Genomic DNA, 14,583 nt, shown 5'->3' with positions numbered 1-14,583 from the left:
TTAAAATATCATTAATCATACTTGTCATAGGGTTCAATTGGTTCTTTGGTAGTTTGATTTGTTTTAAGCCACTCCAAAGTTTTAACGAAAGAATCTGCTAATTCAATAGTAGTAAGAACAGGAATTCCCAGTTCCAAAGATTTCCGTCTTATTTGATATTCATCATCAAGCATTCCAACGTATTTTTCCAATGTAGAAGTACTTGGAATGTTTATGATAAAATCGATCTTTCGTTCATAAAGAAGATCAGCAATGTTTGGTTTTCTTTCAGGTTCAGAAATTTTATGAACAATTTCAACTTGACCTACTTTTTCTTCAAAGTATTCGGCAGTATGTTCTGTTGCCAAAATTTTAAATCCCAAGTGTTTTAGTTTTGCAATACTTGAAACAAGTTTTTCTTTGTTTTGAGCACCGCCTACTGTAACAAGCGCAGTTCCTCTATCGGGAAGATTATACCCAACAGAAGTCAATCCTTTTGATAATGCGTCATAGAAACTGTTTCCAAAACATGCAGCTTCCCCAGTGGATTGCATTTCAACACCCAAAGCAATATCAGCACCTTCTAATTGCATAAATGAGAATTGGGGAACCTTGATTCCATAGTTGTGAATCTTTTGCCATTTATTTTCAGGGATTTTAGGAAGAGGTTTGTCTAGAATTGCCTTTGCTGCAAGTGATATGAGATTTGTTTTTACTAATTTTGACACAAATGGCATAGAGCGTGAAGCTCTAATGTTTAGTTCAATTACATAGACATGATCATCATGAACCAAAAATTGTAGATTGAATGGTCCTTTGACATTAAAGGTTAATGCTATTTTTTTAGTATATTCACTTATTGTTTCAATAATTTTATTGCTTAATCGCCATGGCGGAATACACATCATTGCATCTCCAGAATGAACACCTGCACTGTCAATATGTTCAACAATTGCACCAATGACTACTTCTTTTCCATTGCTTATTCCATCTACATCTACTTCAAGAGAATTTAACATGAATTTTGAGATTACGACTGGATGATCAGGGGAAACATCGGTGGCTTCTTTAACATATGTTTTTAATTCATCTTGAGACCAAACAACTTTCATTGCAGCACCAGAAAGAACGTAAGAAGGTCTTACAATTACTGGAAATTCAACTTCTTGTGCAAAGTTTTTGGCTTCAGTAAGATTTGAGAATGCTTGCCAACGAGGTTGTTTAATGTGAAGTTTATCAAGTTCTGCACTAAACTTTGAACGGTTTTCTGCTCTATCTACATCATATGCGCTAGTTCCCAAAATATTTACACCATGTTGTGCAAGGCCAGGAGTCAAATTATTTGCAGTTTGTCCCCCTACACATGTGATTACACCTCTTGGATGTTCAAATTCTACAATATCTAAAATCCTTTCTTGAGTTAACTCTTCAAAGTATAGTCTAGTGCAGATATCATAGTCTGTCGATACTGTTTCAGGATTACAATTAACAACTGAAACACTTTTCTCACCATTTTCCTGTAATCCCCAAACCATGTTGACTGTGCCCCAATCAAATTCAACACTACTACCAATTCTATAAGGACCAGCCCCAAGGACTACAATTCCTTTTTCATCAGATGGAATTTGAATATCATGGGCATGCCCGCCATATGTAAGATAGAGATAATTGGTCACTGCAGGCCATTCTGCTGCAAGTGTGTCAATTTGTTTTACAGAAGGCAGTACGCCTAATTTCTTACGTAAATTTCGTATATCATCAGGAATAAACCCTTTAGCTCTTGCTATTTGCTTGTCTGAAAATCCCATTTTTTTGGCTTCCCAAAGGAGAGAGGTGTTAAGTTCAGAAGTTTTTAGTTTTGATTCAACATCGACAATATTTTTAATTTTTTCAATAAACCAAGGATCAATTGTAGAAAGTTTGTAGATGCGCTCAACGGAGATCCCCATTTTTAGTGCAATGGCAACATTGTACAAAATATGATCATCATGATGAGTTAGTTTATCTTCAATTTCTTCTTCAGAGTATGTTTTTCCGTTTGTGCGGTTTAGGACAAGTCCATCATTTCCAATATCTAGCATTCGTATTGCTTTTTGGAATGATTCCTCAAATGTTCTTCCTACAGCCATAACTTCTCCAACGGATTTCATTGTAGGTCCAAGTCTTCTGTTAACGAGTTCAAATTTTTCAAAATCCCATCTAGGATGTTTGCACACAATATAATCAAGAGAGGGTTCAAAACATGCAGTAGTATTTTTTGTAATTCGGTTTACAAGTTCAGATAAATTGTAACCTAATCCAATTTTTGCAGACATGTATGCTAATGGATATCCAGTTGCTTTACTTGCAAGGGCAGAAGATCGAGAAAGCCTAGGATTGATTTCAATTGCAACGTATCTGTCTGATTTTGGTTCCAGTGCGTATTGGATATTACATTCACCTACAATTCCAACATGTTTTGTTGCACGCAGTGCTGCAGAACGCAACATATGATATTCATGATTGTCAATTGTTTGTGATGGTGCAACCACAATATTATCACCGGTGTGAGCTTTCATAGAAAGAACATTTTCCATATTACAAACAATTACGTTATTGCCACCATAATCTTGCATAACCTCATATTCAATTTGTTTCCAATGTCCAATGTACTCTTCTATTAGAACCTGACCCACAAGACTTGCTTTGAAACCACGTTCAACAATTTCATGTAATTCAATTTCGTTATAGGCAACCCCACCTCCACGGCCACCCAATGTATATGCGACTCTAACAATTACAGGGTATTCGAGCTCTTCAGCTATTTTTTTAGCATCATCAAAGTTGGTTACAGTCTTGCTTTTGAGCACAGGCACGTTACATTCATTCATAGAATCTTTGAAGAGTTGTCTATCCTCAGTTTTCTGGATTCCTTTTATTTGAGTACCAAGAACTTGGACATTATATTTTTGCAGAATCCCAGATTCTTCTAGTCCAACCCCGCAATTTAGAGCAGTTTGTCCACCATATGCCAGCATAATTCCATCTGGTCTTTCTTTTTCGATAATTGATTCCACATACTCTTGGTTTACAGGAAGAAGATACACTTGATCTGCAAATCTAGTGTCAGTCTGAATCGTTGCAATGTTTGGATTGATTAAAACACTGCTTAGTCCATCTTCCCGTATGGCTTTAAGGCATTGGCTTCCGGAGTAGTCAAATTGACGGTCGTTTTAGCGACTCTCGCCGGCTTCTCCGATTTTAATTGCCCCACTACCAAGTACAAGAATTTTCTTTAACGTTTCATTCTTTGGCAGATGTTCCTTCCTCCATAAGGTGTTGTAGCTCTTCAAAGACGAACTTGCAATCATAAGGACCTGGCGCAGCTTCTGGATGAAACTGTACTGCAATACACTTTTGTTTTTTGTGTTTTATTCCTTCAACTGTCTTGTCGTCTGCATTAGTAAACCATAAATTAAATTCAGATTTTTGAAGGGATTCTGGAGTGATTCCATATCCATGATTCTGACTAGTAACATAAACTTGATTGTTTTCTAAATTGACACAAGATTTGTTTTGGCCACGATGGCCATACTTTAGTTTGTATGTTTCAGTATTTCCGGCAATACCAATTATTTGTGCACCTAAACAAATTCCTAATGTCGGAACATTGTTTTCAATTAATTTTTTAGCTGTGTTTATGGTGTCAGGACATTTTTGTGGATCACCTGGGCCACTACTAAGTACAACTCCTTTTGGATGATAGGACATGATCTTTTCATATGAAGTGTCCCAAGGAAGGCGTATCACTTTGTAACCAATCTCTCGAATATTTCGGATAATGGCATTTTTTGCACCAGTATCAACAACTACAACAGAACGATTTTCATTACCATACACTTTTTCTTGTTTTGTAGATACATCATCCATAAATTGTTCAGAATCATAACGTGGTGCAGACGCAAGTTGTTTTTTGATATCCTCAGTATTAATTTCGGAATCAGACACAACTAGTGCTGCCATCATGACTCCACCAGTTCTAATCTTTTTTGTTAATTCACGAGTATCAATACCAGAAATTCCAGGAATTTTTTCGTTGTAAAGCCACTCATCAAGAGTCATAGCAAGATTCCAATGACTTGCAGTAAGAGATAATTCATGAACCACAAGACCCCTAACTTGAATTTTCTCAGATTCAAAGAATTTTGGGATTCCATCATTATCTTTAATTGAGGAGTCTGGAACTCCATAATTCCCAACTAATGGGTATGTCAGGGTAAGAATTTGACCGCTATATGAGGGATCTGTAAGTGCCTCAGTATAACCTACCATACCCGTATTAAAGACAATTTCACCAAAAGTAGTAGTAGAGTAGCCAAAACCTTCCCCATCAAGAACAGTACCATCATCAAAAATCAGTTTTCCAAACTTTTTTGCGTGGTGTGATTTCTTTATAGTAATTGTGACCCTCGATAAGTCCGCTAGAAAGCGAATTTAAGTTTTATGAGAAAAATAAAATAAAAAAATTGATCGCAAAACCAAGATTTTAGAGCAGATAATTTTAGAAATTAGTTAGTAATCAGCAATCTAAAGTGCTTGGAACTCTTCACTCCATTTGTGATATGCACGAATCATTTCAAGGGAAACGCTGGGTTTTCTTCTAGCCATTATATCTTTAAAATCAGAGGTGGTCAATTCTCTTGGCTGTACAGGTTCTTCGCCTTCAACAGGTTCATGATAATCCGGAGCATTAAAGATTTCATGTACAGTTTTAATCTGAGCTGCTTGACATACATCTTTGATATCACTAGCACTGTAGCCATCAAATAGTTTTGCCAATTCAGAATTATTCACTTTATAATTTTTGCTAAGAGGTGCAGTGTATTGTTCAAATAGATTTTCTCTTGCTTCTTGAGTTGGTAAAGATACATAAATTCTCTTTTGGAATCTTCTAAGGAAAGGCCAATCAAGACTCCAGGGTTTGTTTGTTGCGCCAATTACATAAAGCATTAAATCTTTTCCTTTTCCATTTACACCATCCATTTCAGTTAAAAATTGATTTTTAGTTCTCACTTCGCCACCAACTTCGCTGTTTCTAGAACCTAACAATGAATCCACCTCATCCACAAACAAAATAACAGGTTTCCCTTCTTTTTCAGCATATTGTCTTGCCATCGCAAATAATTTTGAAACATTTTTTTCTGCTTCACCTAACCATTTACTCATCATTGAAGATGCGTCAACGTTGATAAAATATCCGTCCATCTCATTTGCAGTTGCTGCAGCCAGCATAGTTTTTCCAGTACCAGGAGGACCATAAAGTAACATACCTTTTGGCCATCCTAATGGAAATAGATCAGGTCTTTTAGTTGGATATACAATAGATTCACGTAAAGCACTTTTTGCATCATCTAATCCAATCACTTGGTCCCAAGTTACATTGGGTTTTTCTTTCATCAAAAGATCTTCAAAATCATTTTCATCTTCTTGTCTTTGGACAGATTTTTTCTGTTCTTCTTCAGAAGCCTTTGGATCTACTGCAGGTTCAACACCATGAGCCTGTTGTAGTGCGTTAATTCTGTTATGGTAAGAGTTACATCTGTCTTTGTAGATTTGGTTTAGTTTACTAGCAGGATACAATTGTAACAATTTTACCAAAGAGTCAATGGCATGCTGATAATGAGTTATCGCCATCCCTCTGGCTCCTTGAGAATCAAATTTTATAGCTTCTGAAGCATATTTGCTTGCAGTGTTTTCTAATTCTTGTGGGGCTAAACTCATTTCATTTACCTACGCAGTATGTCTTTGAGAATTTTGTTGGTATTCTACGGTGTTAATCTCTGTCACAAAATTGGTTAAATTAATTCCACTTGTTTCTTCCTCGTTAAAATCAGGGCCATCATGATAATTCTTTTTAAAATCAGATTTATCAGAAATATGGGTATGAATGTCTTTTACTTTGTTGATAGAATCTTCAGCTGAAATAATCAATTCAGATATTTCATCATCCAAGTCTTCAAGAGATACTGCAGTTTCAGATATAACAGAGGTAAAATGCCTCAAAATTGAACTCATCTCTTTTTTATCAGAATATTTGCACATCATAAAATCAGCAATTTTAACAATCTTATCCAAATCCTGTAATTCCTCCAAAGTTAATTTATCAATTTTTTCATCATCGGAAGGTTTTACTTCAGAGAGTTTTTTATCAATTTTTGCTGAAATTTCTTTAATTCGCTGAAAATCTTTTGAAAAATCATGTTTTGACGATATAGTAATCAAGTATCACATAATTTGAAAAAATCAACATTAGGATACTGCTTACTTAATTTAGAGTCCACCATCAATTTTACTTCATCAAGAAATATCGAAGCCTCATTATTTGATTGACTGAAATCAAATCTAGCCTTTGTAAGAGCAGCTGAATCTAAAACAATACTGCCCAGATGGACAGACAATTCAGATAATCTTTGGCTGCAATTTGGAATAACACTAAACAATTGAGCACTAACAGTCCTAATCATAGGAATTGAAGAAGGAAGCATCTCAGGAATGCTACTCAAACCAGAAATACTGGCAATTCTTTTTTTTATGTGTAAGAGTACATCTGATGAAAAAAGCAAAACACGCTCCAATTCTATTATAGAGACATGATTTTTGTCAGTTTCATCAAAAAATAAAACTAAATCACAGTTTGATTGTTTCAAATCATCAAGTTTTTTGGCAATAAAATCAATTATCTCAGACAATAAATGGGCAGAGTATCCTAATCTAGGAACCAATGTCACTGAATGAGAGATGTTTTCACATTCCACTGTTTCAGTACTAGCCTTTACCATCATACCAATATTTTCATTCAGATTTTGTATTTGAGGACGATGTCACAGTAATTTTGGTAACCACAGTTACATCTACCTGTGGATACAATTTTGATTTTTTTTGAGTATTTGTGTAAAGGAATTTAGCTCTCAATTTTACCTAATAACAAATCAAGAAAAATCATGGTTGATGAACATGTGTTAACAGTAAGTTTAGAAGAATTTGGATTAAGTAAGTATGAAGCACAGGCATATGTGGCGCTCATTTCAAAAGGTACCATTACAGCTAGTGAACTAGCATATTATTCAGAGATCCCACGGACAAAAATTTACCCAACATTGTTGAAATTAGAAAATAAGAAACTAGCAATCATTTCAAAGAGCAAACCAATCATGTGCACAGCGATTGCGCCTGAAGATGCATTTGATGGAATTATTCATGAACAAATCAACAAGGTAAACGCAATGAATTCATTGGTATCTAATTTAAAAAAAGCAAGTGAAGAAAGTAGAAAAACCAGAGGATCAGAAGAAAAAAGATATTTCCACATCAGTGCGAACAACGTCTTATTACAACTTCAAACAATGATTGAGGGTTCAAAATCATCCATCAAAATTATGACTGATCAGTGGGGATTTGGATTGTTGGCAGAGTGCAAAGATCAATTAAGTTCGGTTGTACGACGAAATTTAGATATCAAAATCATTGTTCCAACAACTCAAATTTGTTCAGAATCGCATAGAAAAATCCCAGATAGAATAGATATCAGAGCATCAGAAATAACTCAAAATTGTTTCATATTTGATGAAACAGAATTATTATTGATAAACAATGACAACGGAAAAGGGGCAATTTTTTCATCGACAGATATTCTTGGTTCAAATCAAGAAAAAATATTTTCAAATCTCTGGAAAAACTCAATAAAGACAAAAGCACTTGCAGACATGTCTAAAACTGAAGCCCAAGAAATATACAAAATAATTAAAACGGTAAACGAGATTGGTTTAACATACATTCTAAATTCTACAATGGTATCAAAAAAATCTGAATCAGACATGTTCAAGCTATTAGAAAACAACGGGATATCATTCAAATCAAAATCGCTGGATGATGTGATTGAAATAATGGATGCAATAATGCAAATTACATGTTCAGGACATGTGAATTTTGAGGCAAATACAAAAAACATTACAGTAGAATCAAAATTAAACAGCGGACATTCATTGCCATGGGTGTCAATTCTAGATGGATGTCTTCAAAAACAAGGATATAAGACTAGAACAATTTATCAAAACAATGCAAACAAAGGGGAAAAAGTCCACATCAAAATAAGTAAAAGTTAAAATTTCATAGGACAAATCAGGAACAAAATATCAGAATTTTTAACATTTTTTCAATTTAGAATAAAACAATATCAAAAAAAGTGTTATTTTCAAACAAACAATGTTTAATGTATTATGATGTTCATACCGTTTTATGGGATTAAATGTATTGGTTGTGGATGATTCACCATTTATGAGACAAAATATCAAAGATGTATTCAGATACATGAAAATCAATTCTGTGATAGAGGCGAAAAACGGCATGGACGCAATTAGAGCATTTAGAAAATACAGACCGTCTTTAGTTACCATAGATTATGAGATGCCTGGAATGAATGGGATTGAGACAGCAATGAAGATTAGAGAAATTGATAAAAATGTAAAGATGATAATTGTCACATCTATCAAGTCAAACATGATTGCAGTCAAGAGTGGGAAAATTCCTCAGTTAGGATACATTACAAAGCCAATAGATCCTTTTATGATAAAAAATGAACTGGCAAAATTATAGAAATAAAAAGAAAATTTTGAGATTCAGGTAAAAATAAATTCAAACAATTTATTGCAATAATTTATGATTGAAGAAAAATTGGATGAATTAGGAATAAAACTTCCAAACCCACCAACACCAGCAGGCTCATATGTACCTGCAATTAGAACGGGAAATTTATTATTCATTTCAGGACAAATTCCCATGGAAGACGGAAAGGTGATATTTACAGGTAAAGTTTCAGATGAGAATTTAGAGACGGCACAGAAATCAGCAAGAATGTGTGCAATTAACATTTTAGCACAAATAAAAAGAGAATTGGGAGATTTAAACAAAGTTTCAAAAATAGTTAGACTTTCAGGATTTGTGAATTCGGTTCCAGAATTTTCTCAGCAACCAAAAGTAATCAATCCGGCATCGGATTTATTTTTTGAGATCTTTGGTGAAAAGGGTAAACATTCAAGAATTGCTGTTGGAGTATCTTGCTTGCCCCTAAATTCAATGACGGAAATTGACGCCATTGTAGAATTTATGGAGTGATTTGCATATTTTCACAAACAGGATTCATCAGGGTATTCTTTTAGGCTACAAACTAATTAAAAAAATTTAAGAAAAAGGAAAAATACAAAAAATAAATTCAAAGATAAGAATATTTCTATTGATTTTAAGAAACAATTCATATACTCTAAAAATTTACTGAAAAAGTGTTCAAGATTTCATTATTAATGTTATGTACAATATCATTGGTTTCAACTTTAGCTTTTGCAGACACGACCATAGAAGTACAAACATCAGAAACAAAGATCAAAGCATTAGAATCAATTTGGGTTACAGGTAAAATTACAGATGTCGCACAATACAAGCCAGTAAAATTAAGGATCATCGGTCCAGATGGAGAAATAGTATTTGCACCACAAGTTACGATTGACAATAATGGAGAATTTAGAAAATTACTAAATCCGCCAATTCCAAGTTTTAAGCCAGGAGAATACATTGTCACTGCAAGCCACGATGACACAAAATCAGTTGCACAAACTCAATTCACAGTTATTTCACAAGAGATTCCAAGAAATTCAGATATCCAGACAAGCGAATCAAAAGTAATAGTAGAAAAAGAACAAGAAAGTTCAAAGGAAATTACCATACAAGCTGAAGCAGAAAACGGTTCAGATGTCATCATGATTAAAGGAAACACCAATTTTAGAGGAACAGACATCACGTTGATTGTAAAATCACCAGTAGGGAACATGATAACAATTGATCAAGTCACACCTGGAATATATGGAGATTTTCAAACAGAAATTAAAATAGGAGGTCCAATGTGGAAGGAAGACGGCATGTACACAATCACTGCAAATCACGGATCTTCATCAGAGTACAAAGAATCAATCAAAGTTGAAATCAAAGACGGGGTGGTAGTTCCAGAATTTGGAGTCGTAGCATCATTGGTTTTAGCAATATCAATTATTTCAATGATTATTGTTTCAACAAAATTAAAACTTGCCATACCATTCAGATATTAATCTGAGAATATATCAAAACAATATGATTAGTTTAGAGAAAATAAAATCAAAGAAATACATCGCACTTGAAACATATAGAAAAAATGGCAAACCAGTTAAAACTCCAGTATGGTTTGTAATCAATGATGACTTTGTGTATGTAGTAACGAGAAGCCATACAGGTAAAGTAAAACGCCTTCAAAATAATCCTAAAGTAAAATTTGCTCTATGTACCATAAAAGGAAAAGTCACAGGAGAATGGATTTCAGGAACTGTAAAAATGTTAGATAAGAATCAAACAAAAAACACAATAGAAATGAGAGATAAAAAATACGGATTCATGGCTAAGATTGCAAAATTCTTGAGTAAAAACAAGGGAGAACTTTGTGCATTTTCAATTAAGATAGATTAAAAGAATTATTTTATTTGTTTGTTTAATTCAGTGATGAATTTTTTAATTTTGGGTTTTGGTATTACAGCACCACATGCCTTATCATGACCTCCACCAGATCCTCCAAGATTGGTTGCCAAAATATTGACAATTTTTCCCAAATGAACTTTACAGTCTTTAGAACCACGAACAGATACTGCATAAATTCCATGATCAACACGCTCTTTGTATGCAACACCTACATTTTTTCCAGACAATCCCATAACAAAATTAACAGCACCGCTTGCACCAGCATCAAGAATTTCCATATATCCAAGATTCTTCATAGTCTTCATACCTTGTTTGACCTTGGCAATCATTTGAGATAGTTTCTCAACTTGAATTTGTGCAAACTCAAAAGTATTTGGTATAGCATGCGGAAATTTAGAATCGGCCAACTCCTCAACCAAATACAAAAGATAGTCAGGTTCTTTTTGATGCCCCACAATATTATAGGTAAGAACAGTTGCGCTAATCAATGCAAATTGCCTATCATAGATTTGTAATAACTTTGCACCAATTGGTCGAGTTTCCATATAGTCAGTGATTGCAGCACATGCTGCAACAAATGATGCATGATCATTTAGTTTTGATTTAAATGCACTGTAAACTAAAACTGCAGTGCATTCATTGATATCATGAATTATTTTTACTTTGATCTTATTTAATTCCTTTAGAACATTAGGATCAATATCATGGTGGTCAATGTAAGTCACTGACACTTTATTTTTTCTTAAAGTGGTCATAATATCAATAAATTCATCTTGGGTTTTTTTGCTAAGACCTAAATCACAAATAAATAATGATTTTAATTTTTCATCTAAAACTACTTGATTTAGTGCCTCCATTTGGCCTGGGTAATCAACCAATATTGCATCACCACCAAATGCCTGTCTAATCAACGCGGCAGAACTAATTCCATCACAATCTTCTTTATGCGAAATACAAATTACTTTGGTGCGTTGTGGTTTAACAGTTTTTGTAGCAGTGATTTTTTTTGTAGGTTTTTTATTGATTTTTTTAGAAACTTTTTTTGTAGCTGTTTTTTTAACAATCTTTTTGGTTGTATGTTTTTTAGTTTTAGATACTGTCAATACAGAATGAAAAATTAATTACCCTCATTTAAATGAAGAATGAAATCAGGATCGTCTTGATGATTTTTTAATATTTTTATGAATTAAAGAACTTGAATCCACATATACTTCAAAGAATGATAGTCCTTCCAGTTGGGTCTGATGATCGATTTCCTGGATTTTTTTTAATTCATCTGAAGATGCATTAAGCACCAAATCATCTAGTTTTTTCAAATCTTCACGCTCTTTGGGAGTCAATTAATTTTGGATTAAAAATTATCATTTATGACCAAAAGTTGGCTGATTAGACTAATTACTAAATTTTATAGACACAATGTTGGAGAAAATATAATAAAAGATTTTGGATAGGCTCATCATGGAGACTAAAAATATAGGCCTCAGAGGAATCGAAGTAGCAGATACCAAAATTTCGAATATTGATGGTGAAAGGGGCAGGCTGATTTACAGAGGATATGACATTTTAGAACTTACCAAAAACTCAACATTTGAGGAAACAGCATATTTACTACTTTATGATGATCTGCCAACCAGAAATCAGTTAGAGGAGTTTAATTCTAAATTAATTGATGCAAGATTCATTCCAAAACAGATGCAAAAAAACATGGGAAACTGGAGAAAGGATGCAGATCCTATGGATATGCTTCAGGCTTTTGTAGCAGCTCTTGCAGGATATTATGATGAAGAATTTGCAAATAAAGAGGCCAGTTATGATAAGGCAATAAACCTAATTGCAAAAGTGCCTACTATTATTGCAAGTTGGAATAGAATTAGAAACGGATTAGATATTGTAGATCCAGATCCAACATTAAGTCATGCGGCAAATTTTCTATATATGATGTCAGGGGAAAAACCAGATTCAGAGGTCGAAAAAATCTTTGATGTATGCTTGATTCTTCATGCAGACCATACTTTCAATGCATCCACATTTACAGCAAGACAGGTTGCATCAACTAGAGCACACATGTATTCAGCATGTAGTGCGGCAATTGGAGCACTTAGTGGCGAGTTACACGGAGGTGCAAATACAGAAGTAATGAAGATGTTGTTAGAAATTGGAGACATAGAAAAAGTTGAAGAATGGATTAAAGAAAAAATGAGCAAAGGAGAAAGAATTATGGGTATGGGCCATGCAGTTTACAAAACATATGATCCTAGAGCACAAGTACTAAAGCAGTTATCAAGGAAGTTGGCAGAAAAAACTAAAGACCCATGGTTTGCAATCACAGAAAAAATTGAAACTGTGACTATTTCTGAAATGAAATCCCAGAAAAACAAAGACATCTATCCAAATGTTGACTTGTACAGTGCATCATTATACTATATGTTAAAAATCCCAATGGATTTGAACACCCCAATCTTTGCAATTTCAAGAGTTGTTGGATGGGCAGCACACATCATTGAGGAAAAATTTGCAGAGGCAGCACCAAAGCCAGCACTGTATAGACCAAAGGCAACATATGTTGGAAAATATTGCGGGCCAGAAGGTTGTGAATACAAAACTCTAGATTTGAGAAAATAATTAATTTCTCGTACTAAGCCACTCTTTTGCTTTAGAGTTTACATCATGTTTATACAATACTTCAAAAACCATATCATAAAATGTAATTCCTTTTTTTTGAGCCTGATCATCAAGCCATTTTATTCCGTCAGCTAATTCAGGATCATGTTCGGAGAATTCCACTAGTTCATCTACCATCTTTGAGAAGAAAGTGTGAGATTCAAGCATATGTACACCTTTAAATCTACGATCATAAGTGAAGGATTCAAATTATATAGACAAAAGAGTCACATTATTTTTAAAATTCACCCGTTCCAAACATGATAAAATATCCGTTTAGAAATTACAATCACATGGATAAAAAATGAATTAATTTATGGGCAAGTACATTGTAGAAAAATATTGAACAAAATAATTTTGATGTAATTTTAATACGATGTTAAAATTATGTGAGAATTATTTTTTCTTTTGCAATAGCAATTAGGAAAGCATTGATTGATATCAAAATTTTTGAGCGTTGATATTTCTCCGTGAAAATATCAATAATCATCTAATAATTACTAGTGTTTTATCAATTAGGACACACAGAAAAATACATACTAATTAATTAGTAGTACTGTAACTGTCACCAACATACCTTCCCGTGGTTGGTCTTAAGTTGAGAAAAGAATTGGACTCATGTCAAAATCTTTAAGAAATTGAGGAGTCTAATTCTTTATAGAATTTATAAAACGATAAAAATGCAGCATAATTTAACAAAAATTTTATAAAATAATTATAACGAAGCGCACACCAGTTAGAATAATTAGATCAAAGTAACATATTTTTCTAAATTAATAGAAATATGGATTTGGAAATTTTGTTTTAGTAAAAACCTATAAGAATACCTATTAACACATTTTAGAAATTAAATGATTTGAATGTGTGTAGCTTGTTTACTATGAAATAACTAGATGATAATAATTACATTTTGATTGTTCTAATATGAACAGTTTACCCATTATTGCACTAATAGGAGTAGCAATTCTAGTGACATCTACCATAGGATTTGGAGCTAGTCTTACTAACACTCCAACATTTAACCTAATTGGAGCAAGTGACAATAATGCAGTGACAACAGCAAGAGGAAATATTACAGCCTTAGTTTGGACTGAAGAGGTTTCAACAGAAGGAGTAATTGAAACTGATGAGATTACTTTCGCAGTGGGTAATGAAGATGGAACAGAGGCACATGATTTCCAGATCTGTGCAGTTATTGAAGGACCAATTGGAACATACTCTCCTGCAGCAGGTTCACCTCCAGCATGCACTACTACAGGAAGTGTTGCTGCACATGCAAATTCAACTGGTCACACAATTGATTTTGTAACGCCTGTAAATGTAACCAGCATAGTTGACATTAGTTTCTCAATAGAAGAACTAGACCAAGAATGATCAACAATCATTTTTTTATTTTCTAAATATCGTATG

The 14,583-nt window shown here is 33.7% G+C and carries 14 protein-coding genes and 1 pseudogene; 7 read left to right on the top strand and 8 right to left on the bottom strand.

Annotation, left to right across the window (positions count from 1 at the left end; genetic code table 11):
• Positions 1-11: 11 nt before the first annotated feature.
• From carB to K5783_RS01820, 5 genes and pseudogenes are all read right to left on the bottom strand, one after another.
• Positions 12-3,170: pseudogene (gene carB / locus K5783_RS01840) on the bottom strand (carbamoyl-phosphate synthase (glutamine-hydrolyzing) large subunit); the annotation flags it as partial.
• Positions 3,171-3,261: 91 nt separating this feature from the next.
• Positions 3,262-4,377, bottom strand: coding sequence for a glutamine-hydrolyzing carbamoyl-phosphate synthase small subunit (carA, locus tag K5783_RS01835; RefSeq protein WP_297472690.1), 1,116 nt, complete (start codon positions 4,375-4,377; stop codon positions 3,262-3,264).
• A gap of 168 nt (positions 4,378-4,545) precedes the next feature.
• Entirely contained in the window at positions 4,546-5,739 is a 1,194-nt protein-coding gene (locus K5783_RS01830) for an AAA family ATPase (protein WP_297471862.1), read from the bottom strand.
• Positions 5,740-5,748: 9 nt separating this feature from the next.
• The gene (locus K5783_RS01825; RefSeq protein WP_297471861.1) at positions 5,749-6,240 is read right to left on the bottom strand and encodes a hypothetical protein; all 492 of its coding nucleotides are present in this window, start codon (positions 6,238-6,240) and stop codon (positions 5,749-5,751) included.
• Positions 6,237-6,800: a hypothetical protein gene (locus K5783_RS01820; RefSeq protein WP_297471860.1), complete on the bottom strand. Its 564-nt coding sequence runs from the start codon at positions 6,798-6,800 to the stop codon at positions 6,237-6,239. Before K5783_RS01820 ends, K5783_RS01825 begins: the two co-directional genes overlap by 4 nt.
• Before the next feature lie 159 nt (positions 6,801-6,959).
• On the opposite strand from K5783_RS01820, the gene K5783_RS01815 reads away from it, so the two are divergent.
• The 5 genes from K5783_RS01815 to K5783_RS01795 all read left to right on the top strand — a co-directional run bounded on the left by K5783_RS01815 (position 6,960) and on the right by K5783_RS01795 (position 10,503).
• Positions 6,960-8,120, top strand: a complete 1,161-nt coding sequence (locus K5783_RS01815) for a TrmB family transcriptional regulator (RefSeq protein ID WP_297471859.1) — start codon at positions 6,960-6,962, stop codon at positions 8,118-8,120.
• A gap of 133 nt (positions 8,121-8,253) precedes the next feature.
• Positions 8,254-8,610 (top strand): response regulator, encoded by a 357-nt coding sequence (locus K5783_RS01810; RefSeq protein WP_297471858.1) that lies wholly within the window; start codon positions 8,254-8,256, stop codon positions 8,608-8,610.
• Positions 8,611-8,673: 63 nt separating this feature from the next.
• Entirely contained in the window at positions 8,674-9,129 is a 456-nt protein-coding gene (locus K5783_RS01805; protein WP_297471857.1) for a RidA family protein, read from the top strand.
• A 203-nt stretch (positions 9,130-9,332) separates the two neighbouring features.
• The gene (locus K5783_RS01800; protein WP_297471856.1) at positions 9,333-10,112 is read left to right on the top strand and encodes a PEFG-CTERM sorting domain-containing protein; all 780 of its coding nucleotides are present in this window, start codon (positions 9,333-9,335) and stop codon (positions 10,110-10,112) included.
• A 22-nt stretch (positions 10,113-10,134) separates the two neighbouring features.
• A complete protein-coding gene (locus K5783_RS01795) occupies positions 10,135-10,503 on the top strand; it encodes a PPOX class F420-dependent oxidoreductase (protein WP_297471855.1) in 369 nt (122 codons plus the stop codon).
• A 5-nt stretch (positions 10,504-10,508) separates the two neighbouring features.
• Here K5783_RS01795 and K5783_RS01790 read toward each other — a convergent pair whose 3' ends face one another.
• Complete coding sequence (locus K5783_RS01790; protein ID WP_297471854.1) at positions 10,509-11,615, bottom strand: DHHA1 domain-containing protein; 1,107 nt, start codon at positions 11,613-11,615, stop codon at positions 10,509-10,511.
• A gap of 45 nt (positions 11,616-11,660) precedes the next feature.
• A complete protein-coding gene (locus K5783_RS01785) occupies positions 11,661-11,852 on the bottom strand; it encodes a hypothetical protein (protein ID WP_297471853.1) in 192 nt (63 codons plus the stop codon).
• Between the two features lie 118 nt (positions 11,853-11,970).
• Here K5783_RS01785 and K5783_RS01780 point away from each other — a divergent pair, with 118 nt between their 5' ends.
• A complete protein-coding gene (locus tag K5783_RS01780; RefSeq protein ID WP_297471852.1) occupies positions 11,971-13,134 on the top strand; it encodes a citrate synthase in 1,164 nt (387 codons plus the stop codon).
• Here K5783_RS01780 and K5783_RS01775 read toward each other — a convergent pair whose 3' ends face one another.
• The gene (locus tag K5783_RS01775; RefSeq protein ID WP_109877296.1) at positions 13,135-13,341 is read right to left on the bottom strand and encodes a hypothetical protein; all 207 of its coding nucleotides are present in this window, start codon (positions 13,339-13,341) and stop codon (positions 13,135-13,137) included. It lies immediately after the preceding gene.
• 756 nt (positions 13,342-14,097) lie between these two features.
• Here K5783_RS01775 and K5783_RS01770 point away from each other — a divergent pair.
• Positions 14,098-14,547: a hypothetical protein gene (locus K5783_RS01770; RefSeq protein WP_278975086.1), complete on the top strand. Its 450-nt coding sequence runs from the start codon at positions 14,098-14,100 to the stop codon at positions 14,545-14,547.
• Positions 14,548-14,583 lie beyond the last annotated feature (36 nt).

The organism is Nitrosopumilus sp., assembly GCF_025699125.1.
In the GTDB taxonomy this organism is placed as follows: Archaea; Thermoproteota; Nitrososphaeria; order Nitrososphaerales; family Nitrosopumilaceae; genus Nitrosopumilus.
Note: the sequence above shows the minus strand (reverse complement) of the source record. Positions and strands in the feature narration are given on the sequence as shown.